Source organism: Pradoshia sp. TA40_28, from assembly GCF_059694525.1.
Window position 1 is genome coordinate 143,220 of sequence record NZ_JCATZO010000003.1, and the last position, 21,251, is coordinate 164,470.

At 39.6% G+C, this 21,251-nt stretch carries 24 protein-coding genes and 1 other annotated feature; of the genes, 3 read left to right on the plus strand and 21 right to left on the minus strand.

All coding sequences use genetic code 11. The features are described 5' to 3' along the window. Nucleotides 1-127 precede the first annotated feature (127 nt). Both secDF and AC58NB_RS04830 read right to left on the minus strand, forming a co-directional pair. A complete protein-coding gene (gene secDF / locus AC58NB_RS04825; protein WP_497425689.1) occupies nt 128-2,395 on the minus strand; it encodes a protein translocase subunit SecDF in 2,268 nt (755 codons plus the stop codon). Between the two features lie 236 nt (nt 2,396-2,631). Beyond that, a complete protein-coding gene (locus AC58NB_RS04830) occupies nt 2,632-2,940 on the minus strand; it encodes a post-transcriptional regulator (RefSeq protein ID WP_497425690.1) in 309 nt (102 codons plus the stop codon). Between the two features lie 133 nt (nt 2,941-3,073). On the opposite strand from AC58NB_RS04830, the gene spoVB reads away from it, so the two are divergent. Then, on the plus strand, nt 3,074-4,639 hold the full coding sequence (gene spoVB, locus AC58NB_RS04835) for a stage V sporulation protein B (RefSeq protein ID WP_497425691.1): 1,566 nt from the start codon (nt 3,074-3,076) through the stop codon (nt 4,637-4,639). Between the two features lie 9 nt (nt 4,640-4,648). On the opposite strand, the gene AC58NB_RS04840 is transcribed toward spoVB, so the two are convergent. Next, nucleotides 4,649-5,299 carry a DUF421 domain-containing protein gene (locus tag AC58NB_RS04840; protein ID WP_497425692.1) on the minus strand — a complete coding sequence of 217 codons (651 nt, stop codon included), beginning with the start codon at nt 5,297-5,299 and terminating at the stop codon, nt 4,649-4,651. Between the two features lie 191 nt (nt 5,300-5,490). On the opposite strand from AC58NB_RS04840, the gene AC58NB_RS04845 reads away from it, so the two are divergent. Then, nucleotides 5,491-5,847, plus strand: a complete 357-nt coding sequence (locus tag AC58NB_RS04845; RefSeq protein WP_497425693.1) for a TIGR04086 family membrane protein — start codon at nt 5,491-5,493, stop codon at nt 5,845-5,847. Between the two features lie 42 nt (nt 5,848-5,889). On the opposite strand, the gene yajC is transcribed toward AC58NB_RS04845, so the two are convergent. The 10 genes from yajC to safA all read right to left on the minus strand — a co-directional run bounded on the left by yajC (nt 5,890) and on the right by safA (nt 14,326). Further along, nucleotides 5,890-6,171 (minus strand): preprotein translocase subunit YajC, encoded by a 282-nt coding sequence (gene yajC / locus AC58NB_RS04850; RefSeq protein ID WP_497425694.1) that lies wholly within the window; start codon nt 6,169-6,171, stop codon nt 5,890-5,892. Between the two features lie 37 nt (nt 6,172-6,208). Then, nucleotides 6,209-7,348: a tRNA guanosine(34) transglycosylase Tgt gene (gene tgt, locus AC58NB_RS04855; RefSeq protein ID WP_497425695.1), complete on the minus strand. Its 1,140-nt coding sequence runs from the start codon at nt 7,346-7,348 to the stop codon at nt 6,209-6,211. A gap of 23 nt (nt 7,349-7,371) precedes the next feature. Beyond that, on the minus strand, nt 7,372-8,400 hold the full coding sequence (gene queA / locus AC58NB_RS04860; RefSeq protein ID WP_497425696.1) for a tRNA preQ1(34) S-adenosylmethionine ribosyltransferase-isomerase QueA: 1,029 nt from the start codon (nt 8,398-8,400) through the stop codon (nt 7,372-7,374). After that, on the minus strand, nt 8,397-8,519 hold the full coding sequence (locus AC58NB_RS04865; protein ID WP_497425697.1) for a hypothetical protein: 123 nt from the start codon (nt 8,517-8,519) through the stop codon (nt 8,397-8,399). The genes queA and AC58NB_RS04865 overlap by 4 nt, the downstream gene beginning before the upstream one ends. Before the next feature lie 48 nt (nt 8,520-8,567). Continuing rightward, complete coding sequence (locus AC58NB_RS04870; RefSeq protein ID WP_497425698.1) at nt 8,568-8,774, minus strand: DUF2905 domain-containing protein; 207 nt, start codon at nt 8,772-8,774, stop codon at nt 8,568-8,570. Next, nucleotides 8,771-9,772: a Holliday junction branch migration DNA helicase RuvB gene (gene ruvB, locus AC58NB_RS04875; protein WP_497425699.1), complete on the minus strand. Its 1,002-nt coding sequence runs from the start codon at nt 9,770-9,772 to the stop codon at nt 8,771-8,773. Before ruvB ends, AC58NB_RS04870 begins: the two co-directional genes overlap by 4 nt. 13 nt (nt 9,773-9,785) lie before the next feature. Further along, on the minus strand, nt 9,786-10,397 hold the full coding sequence (gene ruvA / locus AC58NB_RS04880) for a Holliday junction branch migration protein RuvA (RefSeq protein WP_497425700.1): 612 nt from the start codon (nt 10,395-10,397) through the stop codon (nt 9,786-9,788). A gap of 154 nt (nt 10,398-10,551) precedes the next feature. Further along, entirely contained in the window at nt 10,552-11,100 is a 549-nt protein-coding gene (locus AC58NB_RS04885; protein WP_497425701.1) for a BofC C-terminal domain-containing protein, read from the minus strand. Between the two features lie 593 nt (nt 11,101-11,693). Beyond that, nucleotides 11,694-12,662, minus strand: coding sequence for a phosphotransferase (locus AC58NB_RS04890; protein ID WP_497425702.1), 969 nt, complete (start codon nt 12,660-12,662; stop codon nt 11,694-11,696). Next, nucleotides 12,659-14,326 (minus strand): SafA/ExsA family spore coat assembly protein, encoded by a 1,668-nt coding sequence (gene safA, locus AC58NB_RS04895; protein ID WP_497425703.1) that lies wholly within the window; start codon nt 14,324-14,326, stop codon nt 12,659-12,661. The genes AC58NB_RS04890 and safA overlap by 4 nt, the downstream gene beginning before the upstream one ends. Nucleotides 14,327-14,498: 172 nt before the next feature. Between safA and AC58NB_RS04900 the strand changes: the two genes are divergently transcribed. Further along, nucleotides 14,499-15,032: a transcription repressor NadR gene (locus AC58NB_RS04900; protein ID WP_497425704.1), complete on the plus strand. Its 534-nt coding sequence runs from the start codon at nt 14,499-14,501 to the stop codon at nt 15,030-15,032. A gap of 113 nt (nt 15,033-15,145) precedes the next feature. Here the strand turns inward: AC58NB_RS04900 and pheA are convergent, their stop codons facing one another. From pheA to AC58NB_RS04940, 8 genes are all read right to left on the minus strand, one after another. Beyond that, nucleotides 15,146-15,994: a prephenate dehydratase gene (pheA, locus tag AC58NB_RS04905; RefSeq protein ID WP_497425705.1), complete on the minus strand. Its 849-nt coding sequence runs from the start codon at nt 15,992-15,994 to the stop codon at nt 15,146-15,148. Between the two features lie 71 nt (nt 15,995-16,065). Continuing rightward, complete coding sequence (locus AC58NB_RS04910; RefSeq protein ID WP_497425706.1) at nt 16,066-16,518, minus strand: ACT domain-containing protein; 453 nt, start codon at nt 16,516-16,518, stop codon at nt 16,066-16,068. 39 nt (nt 16,519-16,557) lie between these two features. Then, the gene (obgE, locus tag AC58NB_RS04915) at nt 16,558-17,847 is read right to left on the minus strand and encodes a GTPase ObgE (protein WP_497425707.1); all 1,290 of its coding nucleotides are present in this window, start codon (nt 17,845-17,847) and stop codon (nt 16,558-16,560) included. Between the two features lie 41 nt (nt 17,848-17,888). Further along, complete coding sequence (locus tag AC58NB_RS04920) at nt 17,889-18,419, minus strand: Spo0B C-terminal domain-containing protein (RefSeq protein ID WP_497425708.1); 531 nt, start codon at nt 18,417-18,419, stop codon at nt 17,889-17,891. A 227-nt stretch (nt 18,420-18,646) separates the two neighbouring features. Beyond that, nucleotides 18,647-18,937: a 50S ribosomal protein L27 gene (rpmA, locus tag AC58NB_RS04925; RefSeq protein ID WP_066105513.1), complete on the minus strand. Its 291-nt coding sequence runs from the start codon at nt 18,935-18,937 to the stop codon at nt 18,647-18,649. A gap of 15 nt (nt 18,938-18,952) precedes the next feature. After that, nucleotides 18,953-19,276 carry a ribosomal-processing cysteine protease Prp gene (locus AC58NB_RS04930; protein ID WP_497425709.1) on the minus strand — a complete coding sequence of 108 codons (324 nt, stop codon included), beginning with the start codon at nt 19,274-19,276 and terminating at the stop codon, nt 18,953-18,955. A 10-nt stretch (nt 19,277-19,286) separates the two neighbouring features. Beyond that, nucleotides 19,287-19,595, minus strand: coding sequence for a 50S ribosomal protein L21 (gene rplU / locus AC58NB_RS04935; RefSeq protein WP_497425710.1), 309 nt, complete (start codon nt 19,593-19,595; stop codon nt 19,287-19,289). 13 nt (nt 19,596-19,608) lie between these two features. Beyond that, nucleotides 19,609-19,682: a sequence feature (ribosomal protein L21 leader region), on the minus strand. Between the two features lie 48 nt (nt 19,683-19,730). Next, nucleotides 19,731-21,227, minus strand: a complete 1,497-nt coding sequence (locus AC58NB_RS04940; RefSeq protein ID WP_497425711.1) for a ribonuclease E/G — start codon at nt 21,225-21,227, stop codon at nt 19,731-19,733. Nucleotides 21,228-21,251 lie beyond the last annotated feature (24 nt).

The window sequence follows — 21,251 nt, forward strand, 5'->3', positions numbered from 1 at the left end:
ATCATTTCTTATATACAGAAGAGAAAAGCAAAAGCTTTATCTAATGACGGATGTGTTTTGTTTGGCAATCCTTATAAAAAACAAAGCCCTATTCCAAAAGTATGGAATAGGACTTTGTTAAATATCATTATACTTGCGGTTCATCGGTATTAATACGTTTTTCTTTGTATGTTTTGATAATCCCTTTCTTCTTCAACTCTTTGCCTTTTAAGATTCCATAAATAGGTGCTGCAAGCAGAATAGAAGAATACATACCTGTTACCAAACCGATTAATAGAGCAAGGTTAAAATTAAAGATTGATTCGCTTCCAAGGAACATCATCGCCAACACAGTAACTAACACGGTTAGAACTGTATTGATAGACCTTACCATTGTTTGGCGAACACTGATATTGATAATCTCATTAATTTCTTCCTGAGTCTTGATGCGTTTTTTCATTTGCATATTCTCACGAATCCGGTCAAACGTAACGATTGTGTCATTAATTGAATACCCAATGATCGTTAAAATAGCGGCTATAAAGGTTAAGTCCACTTCGATTCTAAAAATACTAAATATCGTTATAATCATAAACGCATCATGCAAGAGTGCCAATATAGAAGGAAGAGCCATCCTCCATTCAAAGCGGAGCGTCGCATAAATGACAATACCAACTGAAGCGATTGCTACGGCAATCATCGCATTTTTGGCTAACTCCTTACCAATTGTAGGGGATACCGTACTGATATTTGGATTATGCCCGTACTTGGAATCAAAGTAATTGCTTAATTCTGCAATTTCATCTTTTGTAAAGACATCTTTCGTCCGCACGACAGCCGACTTATTACCCTCACCTGCCATAACAATATCTTGCGAATCAATTTTGTTCTCAGTAAGATCTTTTTGGATTTCCTCTACTGATAGTTCTTTATCAGCATTGATTTGAATTCTGGATCCGCTGGAAAAATCGATACCTGTATTTAATCCATTTATAAATAAGGATCCAATTCCAATAATGGTTAACAGAATGGAAAAGATAAAGAATTTCTTAGCAGGCTTAATGAAATCCCATTTATCAAATTTGGTAGGTAAATATTTATCCTTTTTAAATTCATTTAAATCATGAATATCGTGTTTCTTAACTCCGAACCAGCCTGGGCGATTGTTAAGGAAGTTACTGTTCACCCATAAGGACATAATCAATCTTGTACCGTACACAGCTGTTATAAAGCTGACTAATATACTGACAATCAAACTGGTTGCAAAGCCTTTGACTGAACTTATTCCGAAAAAGAATAGAACTGCCGCTGCAAGCAAGGTTGTAATATTAGCATCCATGATTGTGGCTAAAGAGTGTTTATTCCCCTCTTTATAGGCTGCTTTGATGGAACGACCCTTGCGAATTTCGTCCCGAATCCGTTCATTTGTAATAATATTCGCATCTACTGCCATCCCTACCCCTAGTATGAGAGCAGCAATACCTGGCAGTGTAAGGACTGCATTCATCCAATCAAATACGAGAATGACTAAATAAATATAGGCAGACAATGATACAACCGCAATCACGCCTGGGAAGCGGTAATAAGCAACCATAAAGATAAAGATTGCCAAGATCCCAACAATTCCGGCTAAAAGAGTATTATTTAATGCTTCTTCCCCAAATTTAGCACCGACAGATGTTGAATAAATCTCATTTAATTTAACTGGAAGGGCACCTGCATTTAAAATTTCTGCGAGGTCTTTAGCCTCTTCTACAGTGAAGTCACCTGAAATAACGGCTGTATCTGAATTGATCACTTGATTCACGTTTGGTGCTGAAATAAATTTAGGATCTTCTTTTGTTATCTCTTCTTTATATGAATCTTTTCCCTCTTCAAAATCCAGCCAAATAGCCAATTGATTCTCTGGCGCCATGGCTAATATTTCACTTGTTACTTGTCCAAATTTTTTCGCATCTTTTAATTGGACCTGTACAATCGGTTGATTGGTTTGACTATCAAAGGATTGGCTCGCTCCACCTTCTTTTAAGTCCCCGCCATCCATTCTCACTTTATCGTTTACATCACGAAAAGTTAAATTAGCTTGCGTGGAAAGAAGTTCCCTTGCCTTCTCTTGATCATCTACACCTGCAAGCTGTACACGAATTCTATTTCCGCTTTCAACTTGAATGCTTGGCTCACTGACTCCGAGAACATTGATTCTTCGGTCCAATGCGCTGGCAGTAGCCGCCATTGCTTTTTCATCAATCTTTTGTCCATCTTTTGCCGGCTCCACTTTATAAAGAACTTCAAACCCGCCCTGTAAATCAAGACCCAGCTTGATATTTTGCATAATATTAGAAGTTGTTCCAACAAAAGTAACTCCTAATACGATTACAATAAGGAAGAAAGCCAGGATTCTACTTCTTTTAACCATTATGTAAATAGCCCCCTAATCAAAATTTCCCGATTGAAGCAGCATGGAAGGACGCTACTTTAATAAAACGTGATTATCCGAAATACTTCGGTTTCTATGTTTTATTCCAGTTGTTTCAATCTTTTAAATTTAATTTTACCGTTCTTATTATGAAAGATAGAATACAAAGTGTCAATTTGATTCCGTACAATTTGGTAATTAATGTATGTAAATCACTATGTAATCTTACCGAAAAATTAAGAAAATAGATCCTTGAATTCTTCCAGGCCTGAAGCCATATTTTTCTTCATAGCCTCTCCTTCTCGCAATGCCTCTATCGTGGCATAATTCATATAATCTGCCACTTTAATACTCATGATATCCTGAAAGACCTCATGTGATCGTATTTCTGGATTAGGTTTCTTCCACTTTTTCTTCGTCAAATACATCCAAATATCGTTTCTTTTAACTTCCGGATAACCTAACAACTGAAATTCTTCCTGTTTACTTTTTAAAGCGGGTAACATCTCTGAACGAAATTTTTCATACGGATGCTGTTTATCCAATTTCATCTTCCTCCAACCTTCAATTTCATGGATTTCACACTTTATTGTGTGAAGCTTGTCATGGTTAGTCCATTTGCATGCATATAAATTAATTGTATATGATTGTGGCTTGTTTGAGAAGGAGGGGAATTGAATGTCCAAGTTTATAAGGGGAACTGTCATCTTATTGATTGCAGGATTCATTACGAAGATCTTAGGATTTATTAATCGAATTGTGATTGCCCGCTTTATCGGAGAAGAGGGCGTCGGTCTATATATGATGGCATTGCCATCATTATATCTGGTGATTGCAATCGTACAGCTTGGAATGCCCATTGCTATCTCAAAATTTGTGGCAGAGGCATCGGCAAAAGGGGATCATCAAAAAACAAAGAAAATACTGGTTGTTTCCTTATGTGTGACCGGAAGCCTATCGCTTATTTTCACTCCTCTGTTATTTATGCTTGCTCCCTATCTATCAACTCATGTATTTACAGACTCCCGTACTTTACTGCCGTTATTGGCAATTGCACCTATCGTTCCAATTACGGCTGTTTCAGCTGTCTTGCGCGGATACTTTCAAGGGAAACAAAATATGAAGCCGTATGCGATCTCAAATATTATTGAACAAGTTGTACGCATTTCGATGATCGCAGCAATGACGAAAGCCTTTTTGCCCTATGGAATTGAATATGCTGCTGCAGGTGCCATGATTGCTTCTGTCATTGGGGAAATTGCCTCTTTGCTCTATTTAATGATGATGTTTAAATTCAAAAAGAAATTTAAGCTTAGAAATCAGTTTTTCAGCTATGTTTCATCTGGTAAAGATACACTAAAGGAGCTTTTATCAATTGCTATTCCTACTACTGGGGGCAGAATGATAGGGTCGATTACGTGGTTTATCGAACCGATTGTTGTGGCAAGAAGTCTTTTGGCAGCAGGGGTTGCGACAGGCATGGCAACTGCACAATATGGTGAACTAGCAGGATATGCTGTACCCTTACTCATGCTCCCTTCCTTTATCACCCATTCCTTGGGAACCTCATTGGTTCCTGCTGTCAGTGAAGCCTATTATAAAGGCAATATTAAACAGGTAATTCATCGATTGCAGCAATCACTGCGATTTGCTTTTTTAAGCGGTTCTCTTGCCCTCGTTACTCTGTATGTATTAGCTGAACCAGTCATGCAGGTCATGTATCATAATAGCCATGCCAGTATATATGTAAAATTTATGGCTCCCTTTTTTTTACTCTTCTTCTTCCAGGGGCCCCTACAGGCTACTTTACAGGCCCTAAATATGGCTAGAGCAGCGATGTTTAACAGTCTAATTGGCTCAGTTATAAAGATTATCCTTATTATAACGCTTGTAACCCAGCCGAATATCGGGATTATGGGAGCTGCCATCGCCATTTGTGTATCTACAGTTTTAGTTACACTTTTACATTTTGCTACCGTTATGAAGAAAATCCACTTAACGATTTATTTGCACGAATACATTATGGCCCTCGTCGTTATGACCATTTCTGGATTAATTGGACATATGCTCTTTGAACAATGGTCAGACGGTTTCCCATTAATCCAACGTTTAATTCTGTCTGCAGCTGTTATTGTATCTGTCTTTGCTATAGGCTGTTTATTGACAGGCTTAATACGTAAAAGAGAAATCAGAAGAGTCCCTATTATCGGTCCTCTTTTATCAAAATTTGCTTTATTTCCTTAATAACCCATACTAATCCTGCTTAATAATAAATAATTCACCATCTTCTATACTGCAAAAGAGGATTTGTTTAGGATTTGAATATCCTTTTTTATCCAACTCTTGCGTGAGCCAGCTTTCTGACTTTCCGATCTCTTTTAAATTTTGGTTCTGGATGATCCCATCTTGAATGAGAGGAAAGATGAGGCCTGGCTTACTATTCTTTTTGTTTGATTCCTTTTTATAAATTGATAATTTTCCGGAAGGCTCAAAGATCGCGTATTCAACATCACTCATTTTCTCCACTTGCTCGTTGCGTAATTGCATAAGCAAATCATCAAAGTTATACCGAAGCTTTCTCATTGCGTTTTTATCAATTCTCCCTTCATGAATAATAATAGATGGCTTTCCATCAACCAGTTTACGGAAGACTGGCCATTTAAGTGCTATAAAGGCAAACATAATTTGTATGACAGATAAAGTCGCTATTGGTAAAATCGATTTCCACATACCATCGTTTGGATTTTCAATTGCTATAACCGCTATATCCGCCATCATCATAAAAACAATTAAATCAAGTAGACTAAGTTCCCCTATTTCCCGTTTTCCCATAATCCGGAAAACAAACAAAATAATAAGGTATATAAGGCCCGTACGACCCATGATTTCAAGAAATTCAAGCATATCTATTCTCCCCTTTAATGACATACTCCAATTAGTGTGCTGTTAAAATGCAAAAAATAGTCATTTAAATAACTGGTTGTACAAAAAAAACATTCTAAAAAAAATAAATCAGAATAAATTATGTATTAAGACATGAATAGATTTAAAAGGGGTTGATTTAAATCGGAACAAAAAACTTTGGTTCAGCCATCATGTATGGAGTTGTAACCATCTTTATTATGGCTGCTTTATTTAGCTTATTATTTTCATTGCTGCTCAGATTCACCAGTATTTCCGAATCATCATTAACGTACATCATCATGGCGCTCTCCTTTTTAACATTGTTTATTGGAGGATTTATTTCCGGTGGAAAAGGTAAAAAACAAGGATGGCTGCTTGGAGGTGGTACAGGCCTTATGTATACCTTAATTGTTTTCCTCTATCAATATCTTGGTCTTGACACCGTTTTCACATCCACCCAGCTTATCTATAATGGTTGTTTTATAATTACGGCAATGATGGGTGGAGTATTAGGTGTAAATATGAGCGGAGGGCCTGCAAGAGAGTAAAAAAAGAACCTAGCCATAAGGCTAGGTTCTCTCTTTTACATATTAGTTTTCTGTTACTGGGCTCTCTTTTTTCTCAACTAATTGAGAAATACTTCTTCTCTCAAATGTTAGACGAGAACCGTCTGGACTCTTGATGATAACAGTGCCTTCATTAATAGAATCAACAGTTCCATGAAGACCGCCAATCGTCACGACTTTATCTCCTCTTTGCAATGCTGCTTGCATTTGGTCAGTAGCTTTTTGTCTCTTTTGTTGAGGGCGAATTAATACAAAGTAGAAAAACACCAACAGTAAGATTGGTAACAAAAATTGTGATAGTACCATATTATTTTCACTCCTTTCAATACTTTAATAGGAATGGTTAGAAGTTTTTTGCATTTGGTTTATTGAACCCATAGTTCTCAAAAAATTCTTCCCTAAAGTCTCCAAGCCGATCTTCTCTGATAGCTTGTCGAACTTGCTCCATTAAGTTTAGCAGAAAATATAGATTATGATAAGAGGTTAAGCGAATTCCGAATGTTTCGTCACATCTGATAAGATGGCGAATATACGCTCTTGAGTATGTTTTACATACATGGCAGTCACAATTCGGATCCAATGGACCAAAGTCCATAGAATATTTAGCATTCTTAACCACTAATCTTCCTTCAGAAGTCATCAATGTGCCATTGCGGGCAATTCGTGTCGGCAATACGCAGTCAAACATATCAACCCCACGTATAGCTCCATCGATTAAGGAATCCGGAGAACCCACACCCATTAAATAACGTGGCTTATCAGACGGTAATAATGGAGTCGTGAATTCAAGAGCACGGTTCATAACATCCTTCGGCTCACCAACACTCAATCCACCAATAGCATATCCAGGGAAATCCAATGATACTAAATCTTTGGCACTTTGACGGCGAAGATCTTCATATTCTCCCCCCTGCACGATACCAAATAATCCTTGATCATTTGGCCTTTCATGTGCCTTTAGACATCGTTCTGCCCATCTGGATGTTCGCTCAACCGATTTCTTCATGTATTCGTGTGAAGCTGGGTATGGTGGACATTCATCAAATGCCATCATAATGTCAGAACCTAAAATATTTTGGATTTCCATCGCTTTTTCAGGGGATAAAAATAATTTATCACCGTTTAAATGATTTCGGAAATGTACGCCTTCTTCTTCAATTTTTCTGAATTGACTCAGACTGAATACTTGGAAACCGCCGGAATCAGTTAAAATCGCACGATCCCAGTTCATAAATTTGTGCAGCCCACCGGCAGCTTTAATGACTTCTGTCCCAGGGCGTAGCCAAAGATGATACGTATTTCCCAAAATAATATTTGCACCCATTTGCTTCAATTCTTCCGGTGACATCGTTTTAACTGTAGCCAAGGTTCCTACAGGCATAAAAGCAGGTGTTTCAAAAGTTCCATGTGGTGTATGGACTCGTCCCAAACGGGCTCCTGTTTGTTTACATGTTTTAATTAATTCATAACGGATTGCTGTCAATCGTGATACTCCTCTCAAAAATCTTACTTAATAAACATTGCGTCGCCAAAGCTGAAAAATCTATATTGCTCACGAACGGCTGTGTTGTACGCATTTAATACATGTTCACGCCCTGCAAGAGCACTGACCAACATAATTAATGTGGACTTAGGCAGGTGAAAATTCGTGATCATTCCATCAATTGCTTTAAATGTAAATCCTGGGTAGATAAAAATATTAGTCCATCCACTTGCTTCTGCAAATACACCATTATAATCCCGGGCAATTGTTTCAAGCGTACGCGTGGATGTTGTTCCTACCGAATAGATTTTGCCGCCCTCTTCTTTAATTCGATTTAGCAGCTCAGCTGTTTCAGCATTCATTTGATAAAATTCTGAATGCATATCATGTCCTTCAATGGTGTCGGATGAAACCGGACGAAACGTTCCAAGTCCAACATGAAGCGTAATAAAAGCTAAATGAACGCCCATTTCTTTAATCTCGGTAAGAAGTTCTTCCGTAAAGTGAAGTCCAGCTGTTGGCGCTGCTGCCGATCCTTCTTCTCTCGCATATACAGTTTGATAGCGGTCTTTATCAGATAATCGCTCTTTTATATATGGAGGTAACGGCATTTCACCTAATTCTTCTAATACTTCATAAAAGATACCTTCATATTTGAATTCAAATTCTCTGCCGCCATGCTCCATCTCTTTAACACAAACTGCTGTAAGCTGGCCATCTCCAAACACTACCTCCGTTCCAACACGTATACGTTTGGCTGGCTTGGCAAGTGTTTCCCATACATCTCCTTTAATTTGTTTTAAAAGAAGCAGCTCTATATGGGCACCCGTATCTTTTTTCTCACCATGCAATCTAGCCGGCAATACTTTTGTATCGTTTAGGACAAGGCAATCTCCAGGTTTTAAAAATTCTTTAATATTCTTAAATTGAGTATGGTTAAGATGACCTGTTTCTTTATCGAGGACCATTAACCTGCTTTCTTCACGATTTTCAAGCGGGGTTTGAGCAATTAATTCCTCAGGTAAATGAAAATCAAATAAATCTACTTTCATGGTGACACTTCCATTTCTTTACTAGTAATCAAGCAGCGTGTATGGTGGGGGATACTTTCATATCGATCCATAAGCCAATCTGCTTCATGCTTACCATTTATGGGAACTGATCTCTCCATCCATTCCTTTTGCAACCTTGGTGCAATGGGGAATCTCGGAACAAACATTCATTTAAAACGGTTGATGATATAGAATAATCCAGATAATACAATACTGACAATAATAGATGTCATAATCGGAAAATAAAATGTAGTATTACCTTTTTTCATCAAAATATCACCAGGAAGACGTCCAATTTTAATGAATTGCATGAGAAAACCAACCACAAAAATGGCCACACCTATCATCATAATCGTTTTTGGCAAATGATTCATGAATTTGGCACTTCCATATTGAAGTGGCGATAGACATGTTCCGTCACAATTCGACCCCGCGGGGTACGCTGCATAAATCCAATCTGCATCAAATATGGCTCGTATACATCTTCTATCGTGCCAGATTCTTCACCTATAGTGGCTGCAATTGTATCCAATCCCACAGGTCCGCCTTTAAATTTCTCTATGATACCCAGCAATAATTTTCTATCAATCTGGTCAAGGCCAACTTTATCAACCTGCATTAGTTCCAATGCATAATCAGCTAAACCAAACTGAATATCTCCATCGCCTCGTACCTGTGCAAAGTCACGCACTCTTCTAAGCAGCCTGTTTGCGATCCTTGGAGTCCCTCTAGAGCGACGGGCAATTTCGTTCGCCGCTGATTCTTCAATCACGGTGTCGAGTACTTGGGCAGTACGTGTAACAATCTCCTGCAATTGGTTCTCCGTATAATACTCCAGTCTCGAAATGACTCCGAAACGGTCACGCAACGGCGCGGATAAAGCCCCAGCCCTTGTTGTTGCTCCCACAAGGGTAAAAGGAGGTAAATCCAATCGCACAGAACGCGCCCCCGGTCCCTTACCGATTACGATATCTAGACAAAAATCCTCCATCGCAGGATACAAAACTTCCTCAACAGACTTTGGCAGACGATGAATTTCATCAATAAATAGAACTTCACCAGGTTGAAGAGAGCTTAAAATAGCCGCTAAATCACCTGGACGCTCAATAGCTGGTCCTGAGGTTGTTCGAATTTGTACTCCCATCTCATTGGCAATGATGGTAGCTAAAGTTGTTTTCCCGAGCCCCGGTGGCCCGTACAACAATACATGATCAAGCGCCTCTTCTCTCATTTTGGCTGCTTCAATAAAGACACGGAGATTTTCCTTTACTTTATCCTGCCCAATATATTGTTCAAGTGTATGGGGTCTCAGACTAAATTCAAACGCCTCATCCTGATTTTGAGCTTCCAGGTCCATGATTCGTTCATCCAAGTTTCTCCACCTCCTATTTCAACATTAGCTGTAATGCGCCTTTAATATATTCCTCTGTCGTTTTCTCTTCTTTTTCAAGCTTCGGCACTACTTTTTTAACTTCCTTCTCAGAATAACCAAGTGCCTGCAAGGCAAGCAACGCTTCCTCTAATGCTATATTCTTAGTTGAATAGCTCAATTCTTTGCCATCAGCAGTTTGGAATAAATCAGGGAATGCATCCGGAGAAACATCCTCCAGTTTTCCTTTTAAATCAAGTATCATTTGTCTAGCTGTTTTCTTCCCAATACCCGGAAATTTAACAAGGAATTTTTCATCTTCTGCTTCAATAGCCTCTACGACCTGATCGACTCTTCCGCTCGCAAGTACAGCCAACGCACCCTTTGGACCGATGCCTGTAACATTCAATAATTTAATAAATAATTTCTTTTCTTCTCTTGAATTAAAGCCGTACAGTGCCTGCAAATCTTCCCGTACATAATAGTGTACATAAATTTTCTTTTCCTCGTTTGTATTGGAAAACACAAACGGATTGGGGGCATGAATTAAATAACCAATCCCATTCGCCTCAACTACTATATATTCAGGACAGACATAGTCTATCCGACCTTTAATAAAATCGTACAATGTCTACCTCTCCTCTAATTCGACTGTAAACCATTGTACCACACTACAATTAACCATCATACACCAGTAGCACAAATGTTTGATTTTTAAGGAATGATTTTTAGGTGAACGACCAAAAGAGCTGTCGCTAAAGTGACGATCAGCTCTTTTAATATTATTGAAGCGTTTTGGAAGCCGGTGTGGAATAGGCTTTATACACTTCTAAAAACTTAAGGTATCTTTCTTTGTTTACGACTTTGACTCCGCTCTGCAATTCCGATTTTTTATTGGTCTCCAGCTTCTTTAAATCAATTTGATAGAAAGATTGAATGATTTGTTCCTTCGCTGGCTTACCATTGAAAATCGTAATCGTTCCATCAGACTTAATCCCAAAATATCCGTTTCCCTTTAACAAAGGGGAAATATCATCAACATAGGTTTGAAATACAAGCTGCTCATCATTTTGATCTACCAATAGCCACTTATCATATTTTCTCCAAAAATCATCCATTGAAATAATGGTTTCTTCAATTTTCTCTTCGCTCATCTCTCCATCCAAATAAACACGCTGAAGTATGACTGTTCGCTGGATTGGAGCCTTACCAAGGACCGAACTATCCTGACCAGAATCGATTCTATCCGCCACACTTACGTGATCATTCATACCTGGGATAGCCATCAAACAAAACAAACACGCCACCAGGAAAAAGTACCGCCCATTCATCTAACCCACCTCACTAAGATGTATAATCACAACTCAGTATCCCCAAAAAATAGAAAATAATACAAAGTGCTGAGGCGACTGTACAGCTCCGACAAGCATAAGGAGAGGCGCGTAGGAAGGTGCCCTTTCCTTCCGTAGTGGCTATCCTTATGACCTCGAGGAGCTAGGAGCCGAAGCCGGATTATACGAAAAGCTGAAATGGCTCGCCCAGGAGCGAGGAGCATTAGACGGGGGCTCGGAAGGAGCTGTTCTTCCCTCCTGTAGAGACCATGCTTATGTCCTGAGCTCCTAGCCATTGAAGCTGGATCTCACGAAAAGCTGAGGCGACTGTTCAGGCCCGACAAGCATAAGAGGAGGTGCGCAGGGAGAGCGTCTTTTCTCTCCCGTAGTGGCTATCCTTATGACCTCGAGGAGCTAAGCGCCGAAGCCGGATCTTATGAAAAGCTGAAGGGCCTCGCTCAGCCTCAATAAGTATCCTAGCCTTCAGGCATTTTTTTATCAGTTCCCCACAAAAAAGATGAACATCCACGATGCCCATCTTTCAATCATTATTGGTTCCTTCACTGTTCCTTACGTTTTTGCGCGATTCTTTTTTACAAAAGCCCTATCTTCGACTTTAATTCTCTAAAAAAATAGATTCTCTTAGGTAAATCTTCCACGGTAATATCCCAAAGGGAGTCGAGACGACGGTTGGAGCTCCATAATTGATCACGACAGATGCGATTCCATTCCCTGTATATATCAGTTGGAAAACATAGTCCTAATAGAAAAAAAGGATTCTTTCGATATTTTTTAAACTGAGGAAAAGAAAGGATCTCTTTCAATGAGCAATTATTATAAATTAGTAATCTGTTCGCATACTGTAAATAATCAATCATAGGCGGAGCTTTTGCCATTAAATCAAAATCGATAAGGAGAAGCTCTCCATCATCTTTTCTGAAAAAATTATGATGGGCCAGGTCACCATGTATAATGACTGGTTCTTCCTCCACATCCTCCAGTTCATATGGTCCCATCTTATTTAAGACCCATTCTCCCATTCTTAAATATTCTATTAGCACAGATTCAGGAATGACTCTCTTCAAAAGTTCAATATTCGATGAAAACTCTTCTATTCTCTCTCTCCATTTCGAAACTTGCGAAAATGTATACTTTTTCATCGTTAAATCATTGATTACTAATTCAGATGCCTCATGCATCTTCGTTAACAATGCCAAACCCTCTAAGCGTTCAGAATAACTTTCATACGTAAAGGACCTTGGATGCTTCGTTAAATACTCCAGAAATCCGATTGATTTCTCTTTACACCCAAACGGCTTTATTTTATCCGAAAATGTATAGGCTCCTTTGAATCCCGTTTTTTGTAACTTCTGCAGGAATTCAAGTTGCATAAGTAATCTTGTTTGATTCACAAATTGTTTGGCCATAAATATTCCCTTATTCGTGCTCACCTTGATGAGCTTTGGCTTTATTGTCTCCATCTCATAAACTTCAATTTTTTGCTGGTTCAAATAAGTAAGGAGGCAGCCTTTAAGACTGCCTCCTTCCTGAGCTCCCATCATGATTGACCTTCTTGCTCACTACTTTCTTCCTGTGTCCTGGGCATATCAAATGCTGCCGGTTCGATATGCGGTATCACATACTGAGCATCGGGATTAAAGGAAGGAGATACTGATTCAAACTCCTGACCCCAATATCTTTGGTGAAATTGAGCATCCTGGTAATACGGTTGTTGAGCAGCCTGCTGGTACATCGGCTGTGTCATGCCTTGTTGTGTGAATGGGTTCATTGAATGAGACATATCTTGCCCTTGTTGTGAAAATTGGTTCATCGATTGAGGCATATCTTCTTCTTGCTGTGAAAATTGGTTCATCGAATAAGACATATCTTGGTCTTGCTGTGAAAATTGGTTCATTGAATGAGTCATATCTTGCCCTTGCTGTGGAAATTGGTTCATTGAATGAGACATATCTTGCCCTTGCTGCGGAAATTGGTTCATCGAATGAGTCATATCTTGCCCTTGCTGCGGAAATTGGTTCATCGAATGAGTCATATCCATTCCTTGTTGCTGGAATTGATTCACCGGCTGATAAAAGGTTCCCTGTGTTCCTGAATCTGTACAGCCGCACCCTTGTGGTACATAGCCATCAAACGGAACATATTGCTGTTGTTGCTGATGATGATAATCCATCATATGACTTGAAGATTCCATCCCATAGGGTGATGATTCAAAACCATAATGCCCATATCCCGGCTGTTGATAGTAGCCTTGTGTGCCTTGTACAGGGTATTGACCGTAAGGGGACATAGTTCCGAATGGATAAGAACCTTGCTGTTGATGATAGTATTCTTTCTGCATTCCCATCATATGGCTTGATTCATGGTGTCCATGGTGGAAACTGGAGCTATCATCCATATCCTTACCATGCCCCCAGTGAGACTGTTGAAAATTGGGTTGCTGATAAGTCGGTGCAGCCATATATGGTTGATTGAAGTAAGGTGTTGGATAGCTCATAGTTGGATACATCATAAACGGCGCGCAGCAAGGATCATAATACGGAATTATTGGCGGGCAATACTCTGGCATATACTGAGGCATTGGCGTACAATATTCCTGTTTATATTGCGGCATTGGCATTGGTTTTTCCATCTTTTTCGGTTTCTCTTTTACGATTGGTTTTTCTTTGAAAATTGACTTCTCTTTGACTTTTGGTTGTTCCTTAATAATCGGCATAGGAGGTGGTGTCTGCAATTCCATTTTAGACATGTTCATTAAATAATAGTTATTGATATCAATTTCAGGTATGACAGGCTTTACGCTGGCCTGTGGAGCAACGTATGGCATTTTGGGCATTTCTTTAATAGGCTTTTCTTTTTTAATATCCATCTGTTGAGTTGGCATCTCCTTCACTGCTTGTGGTGTCTCGATTGGCATTTCTTTTGGCTTGCTTGGAGCTGTATTCATCTCGGGCTTTATGCTTTCTTTCACATTTGCACTCCCGCTTGTAATTGGAGCCTCTTTAATTGTTCCAAAATTTACTTTCGTATCGTTCCACTTTTTTACTGATGCAGATGTATTTTCAGGTATCTTGATTTTCATGCCGGCCATTAGCATTTCCGGATTGCTAAGCTGCGAATTCATTTTCTTTAGCGTTTCATAACTCACTCCATATTTCTTAGCAATCTTCCATAATGTATCACCCTTTTGGACGATGTGTATCTTCACGCATAATCCCTCCTTACGCATATGTCCATACATACTATGATTGATTGGGCAGATTGCCATTGATTCATGAAAATTTATGCGAATTTGTTTCTGTTTATGAAGGAAATTCCATATGGTACAATGTAGATAAGCATATTGTTAAGGCTCATCAGGAGATAAGGGGGCAAAGAAGATGCAGAAAAAATACACGACAGAAGAACGACGCCAAGCCATCCTAAGCATTTTAAAAGATCGTCGCGAACCCATTACGGGCAGTGAGCTTTCCGCTATTTGTTCAGTCAGCCGTCAAATAATAGTTGGGGATATTACTGTGTTAAAAGCACGGAACGAACCGATCATTGCCACACCAAGCGGATATATTTATATAAATAAAATTGATCCAAGTATGGAACGGAAAACATTGGTTATCGCAAGTTTGCATACTGCCGAACAAGCGGAAGAAGAATTATTGCTGTTAGTGGATTGCGGAGTTACGGTGAAAGATGTCAAAGTAGAACATCCCCTATATGGAGATCTGACCGCTCCTATCATGGTCAGCAATAGAGACGAGGTTCGACAATTTATCTCCAATCTAAAAAATACGAACGCCACTCTCTTATCCCAGCTAACCAATGGGATCCATCTGCATACAATCGAAGCGGCGAGTGACGAAAAGCTTCAGCAAGCTGTACGCGCATTAAAAGAAGCAGGATTTTTGAAAGAGTAAGTGGAACAATTCGTTTACGGACTAAAACACAGGCAAATTTAAGAAAAACCTATACGTTAAGGACCCCTGCTAATATGTAGCAGGGGTCCTTATTTCATATAAATGAAGGCCTATCAAAAACTATAATAACTGCCCATAACTTTCACTTTACAGCCTAAGGCTTCCATTTCAGCAATGGCACCTGGCAGCAGAATATCATCCAGCTTCTGATCGACATCTATGATAAAGAAATAATTGCCTAGACCGGTTTTTAATGGTCTGGACTCTATTTTGGAAAGATTCAGCTTCCTCCAGGAAAAAGCCGATAACACTTGGTGTAAAGCGCCGGCATGGTCTGCTGGCAACAACACCATAATCGTCGTTTTTTCCCCTTTTTTTTGAATCGTAACCAGGTTATCCGGTAATGGCTTATGTCCAAGAATAACAAACCGTGTTTGATTATGAGAATAGTCATGAATATCCCACTTAACAATCGATAGACCATATTCTTCAGCTGCCATTTCATTTGCAATTGCCGCAGTCAGTTCCTCCGGATGCTCCTGAATATAGCGTGCAGCTGCAGCAGTGGAGGTTACATTTTCACAGCGTACACCTTTCATATCTCCATGAAGATATTTATGGCATTGAGCAATCGCGTGGCTATGCGAAATAATCCGCTCCACTCTATTTAACTCATTGACATAGGTAGGGTGAACCATCATATGCTGACGGATAGGAGCTAAAAACTCTCCGACAATGGGAATGCGCACTTCATGAATTAAATAATCAAGCGTGATGTTGACTGATCCTTCCAATGCATTCTCCAATGGAACAACAGCATAATCAGCCAGATTGTTTTCCACTGCGTCTATGCATTCAGGTATTGTCATAAAAGCCTGCCTTTGTCCATCTGGAAATAGTTTTGATGCTGCTAAATCACAGAATGTTGCTTTTGGCCCTAGATAGGCAACTCTTACGTGCATAACGTTCTCCCCCTGCTTTTTAGCCTCTCTGTCTATCTGTCTATGTATATTACTTTGTTAAATCTACTCATTCAGGCTCCGGAACCTAAAATTTCAACCTTATCCACGAAATCCAGTCTTTTTAAACGGTTAATGAATTCATTCATTTCCATATGCATCTCACCAGTATTTAACGACAAGGTTACATTTGCACGTCCCTGAATCGGGATAGTCTGATGGATGGTCAGCACGTTGCATCCTGAGGATGCAACGATACCGAGTAATTCAGAAAGCGTGCCTGATCTGTCTTCCAAATGGAAAAATAGCGTAATAATTTTTTCTTTTACAACAGAATGAAATGGAAAAACCGTATCTCTATATTTATAAAATGCACTTCTGCTCAAATCAACGCTTTTAACAGCATCCCAAACAGAAACGGCTCTTCCTCTTTCTATCATCTCTTTAGCCTGCAGGGTTTTCTGCATTGCCTCAGGCAACACATCTTCCCGGACTAAAAAAAATTTCTTATCAGCGTTATTATGCAAGCAAGTTCACCCTCTTTGAAACCATCCTAAGCTTTATGTTTAATCGACAAATTCAAATTCATATTCCATTAAACGAACAATATCTCCATCTTCTGCACCGCGTTTTCTGAGTGCATCATCTACACCCATTGCTCTTAATTGACGGGCAAAACGATTAACGGATTCATCACGGCTGAAATCTGTCATCTTGAACAGTTTTTCCAGCTTATCACCAGTTACGACAAAAGTGCCATCCGGTTCTCTCGTAATAAAGAATTCTTCTTTTTCAGCCTCGTGTTTATAAAGGACACGATGGATACCACCTGTTTCTTCTTCATGCTCAAGCGGGAATTCAGGAGTCTCTTCAATCTTATCAGCAACGGCAAATAACAATTCACGCAAGCCTTCGTGAGTAACAGAAGAAATCGGAAAAACTGGAACATCGTCTTTCAGCTGTTCTTTGAAAGCTTTTAGATTCTCTTCAGAATCTGGCATGTCCATTTTGCTTGCTGCGATAATTTGAGGCCTTTCTGTTAAGCGTAAATTATACTCTTCAAGCTCTTTGTTAATAGTTACATAATCTTCATAAGGATCGCGGCCTTCTTGACCTGACATATCAATAACATGGACGATTACGCGTGTCCGCTCTATATGGCGCAGGAATTGATGCCCAAGCCCAACCCCAGCGTGTGCTCCTTCGATAAGTCCAGGTAAATCTGCCATAACAAAGCTACGACCATCACCTGTTTCCACAACACCCAGATTAGGAACAATTGTGGTGAAATGATACTCGGCAATCTTCGGTTTTGCAGCTGACACAGAAGATAGCAATGTTGATTTTCCTACACTTGGGAAACCAACCAAACCTACATCTGCCAATAACTTCAGTTCCATGATAATATCACGCTCTATACCCGGTTCGCCCTTCTCAGATAATTCTGGAGCTGGGTTAGCTGGTGTAGCAAAACGAGAATTTCCACGTCCGCCACGTCCGCCTTTTGCAATAACGGCACGTTGACCGTGTTCAGTTAAATCGGCAATGATTTCTCCTGTATTAGCATCTGAAACAACTGTACCTGGAGGAACTTTTACGATCATGTCAGGTGAATTCTTACCATGCTGATTCTTAGACATCCCATGTTCCCCACGAGGAGCTTTAAAATGCCTTTTATATCGGAAATCCATTAATGTACGCAGTCCTTCTTCTACTTCAAAAACAACGTTCGCTCCATGACCGCCGTCTCCGCCAGCAGGACCGCCTTTAGGTACATACTTTTCTCTACGGAAAGCGACCATTCCATTGCCGCCATCTCCACCTTTAACGTAAATCTTGACCTGATCCACAAACATGGTGGTAACACCTACTTTCTGCTTTTACAACTCTTTGTTTGTTATCTTACCGTGATTTCAAAATAAAAAGAATTAATATCCTCTGTAATACCAGATATATTTAAAGGTTCTGTCACCTGTAAACTATTTATCAACTCTTCTTTATTGTTTACCTGTCCCTGAAAATCAAAACCAAACTTTAATGCAGCTTCGTCTGTCTTGCTGATTAGTATCGTTAAATGAAGAATATCAAATGTATCCATTCGCTGATTCACTTCATTGAAAAGAGTCTTCATCCAGTTAGTTATTAATTCATCATATTCCGGATAACCTTTTAGATCGTCCACCATCTCATATGTAATATCAAACGTGTAATGAAGCCAATTACCTGTTAACAATAGTTCAGCCAGCAATGGCATATTTAGATTTGAAATTTTCGCTTCCTGCTGTGCTTCTATAATTATTTCATCCACAAGACCCGAAACTCTATCCATTTTACCTAATGCCATATTTCCTTTGATCAGCTGTATTTTATTTAGCCAATCATGACGTACATGCCTCAGTAATTCTACAGTCGTCCATTTTGTTTCCATCTTCATACATTCTCCTGTCGGATTGGAATAATGAGGTCCTGAATGATTCGCAAGTCATCTTTTACAGTATAACAAATTTAACGAAATCTCAGGAGAGGAATTTATTCGCGCGTCAGTAAATAACTTTGGGGTAAATACGGGAGTATAATGGCTTCAACCAAAAAACTCATATCTAAAAAAGAAAACTCCAACCAACAAGGTTAGAGCTTCTTTTGACTGTTACTTTATTATGCTTCTTGTGCTACTGGGTATACGCTGACTTGTTTCTTGTCACGACCCAAACGCTCAAATTTAACAACTCCATCAATTTTAGCGAAAAGAGTGTCATCTCCGCCACGGCCAACATTCAAACCTGGATAGATTTTAGTACCACGTTGACGGTAAAGGATAGAACCACCACTTACGAATTGTCCATCAGCACGTTTAGCGCCAAGACGTTTAGAAATGGAGTCACGACCGTTCTTTGTGGAACCTACTCCCTTTTTGGAAGCGAAGAACTGAAGATCCAATCTTAACATGTATTCCACCTCCTGTTAGCTAATAATAATTTTCATGTATTTACCATAGTCACGTTCAATCGTTTGTAAGGAAACAAGCATGCCTTCAAGCAGTAATTGAACCTTGTCATCGCTCTCCGTTTCCGGAAAACGGACTTCAAGGAATCCGCCATCTTTACCTGCTTGTTTAATGATCGGCTCAACAGCAGTCAAGCTCATCACGGCATTCACAGAACCAAAGGCTACTGCAGATACCCCCGCACAAACGATATCCTGACCCTTTTGTGCAAAATCGGCGTGTCCTGATATACTGAACGAAGCTATTCGTTCACCAGTTCGCACTACCTTCACTTTAATCATACGCGTCGCCTTAGAAGCTAATCTTTTCGATTGTTACTTTTGTGTAAGGCTGACGGTGACCTTGTTTTTTACGGTTGTTCTTTTTCGCTTTGTATTTGAAAACGATGATTTTCTTTTGTTTGCCGTGTTTTTCAACTTTACCTGTTACAGTAGCGCCTTCAACAACAGGGCTTCCAACTTTCACATCTTCTCCACCTACAAAAAGAACTTTATCGAAAGTAACGACGCCACCTTCTTCAACGTTTACTTTCTCAACGTAGATAGTTTGACCTTCTTCTACTTTCACTTGCTTTCCACCAGTTTCGATAATTGCGTACATACCTGCACCTCCTTAATTGTCTAAGACTCGCCAACGACAGGCGCCATAATAGGACTTACTACCTGGCATGAGCGGTTGTAGCATGCGGTGCTACAAACATAACATAAAAATTCTATCATAATCAGACAAACATTGTCAATCATGATTTATTAATAGAGCGATAACGGGTTTTGTTTTATTCTGTTCCTCTGTTCGTTTAATGCGATTTTCAAGATCCTCCTGATTACCTAAAGCCCGAATTTCAAATAGATTGGCCCCTGTCACGCTGCCTTCTGTCACCAAAATATTTTTACTATACGATAAGATATGCTCCTTTAACTCGTGGACATGGACAGAAAGATAGGTGTATAAAGAGGGAGCAGCTACAATCCATACAGAATCATCCATACTGTATTTTACCGTTTCTAACTGACGCTCCAGTTCATATATGGCTCCCATGCGATTTTGTATTAAACCCGTTCCTCTGCACTCCAAACAGTCCTCTAGCATCAATTCATATAAGTCCGGTCCTTCTTTTTTACGTGTGATTTGCATAAGCCCGAGCTCTGTAAACCCAATGACTACAGAACGTAACGGATCGTCCTTTAAAGCATCTTCCATAACCGCCGTCACTTGATTTCGATCGGCCATTGATTTCATGTTAATAAAATCAATCACGATAATTCCGGATAAATTGCGCAGAATGATTTGTCTTCCGATTTCTATGGCCGCTAGTATGTTCGTATCAAGAATGGTTTTATTCAGATCATGCTTTCCGATAAACTTGCCGGTATTCACATCGATGACATGCATAGCTTCTGTTTTTTCAAAGAGTAGATAGGAGCCATTTGAAAGCCAAACCACTTTCTTAACGGCCTTTTCCATTTCTCCGGCAATGCCCAGTGAATCAAACAAATCTATTTTATCTTTGTGAAAATGCAGTTCCCAGTTTTCGGGCAGAACAGTGCGAGCGAGCTGCATACCTTCTGTGGAGTTCGTCCATAATTCCCCGTTTGAATCATTTGACCAGCCTCCCACTAAGCTCAGGATGCGGTTCTGATTACTTATGAGCGCCGGCGCTTTACTTTTAGATGCAGTTTTCTGTAATTGCTCATACCGTTCACGCAATCCAGTAAGTTTGGCAACAAATTCCGCTTCATCCACATCAAGAAATTTGGTTCGTATAATGACCCCTTCATCTCTCTGCAGATGCTTGGCTGTTATCTGCTTCCACTTCTGGACAGTCTTCTTATCCGCCTTTTTAGAAGTGCGCACAAAATGCTCTCCCTTTATGTAAACCATTTCCGGAGAAGAAATTTCAATTAAGGCACTTATCTTAGCTCCTTTCGTCCCCTCCGGATCTCGAAGAATACGTACAAGCAGCTTTTCACCTTGCTTCACAAACACTTTCGCTTGACGATCCATATGATATTGCGGCGTCTCTTCAAATGGCAGATAAGCATTTTTCTCAAATCCAATATCAACAAAGGCAGCATTCATACCCGGTACTACTTCACGAACGATTCCATTATAAATATTACCTGCAAAAGGTCCCTGCCCTTCTCTCTCAATATGAATTCTCATTAGTTTATCAGTTTGTAATAAACTGAGACGTCGCTCCGCCCCTTTATAATCCAGCACTATTTTATTCATAAGAAAAATCCTCTCATTTGCTCA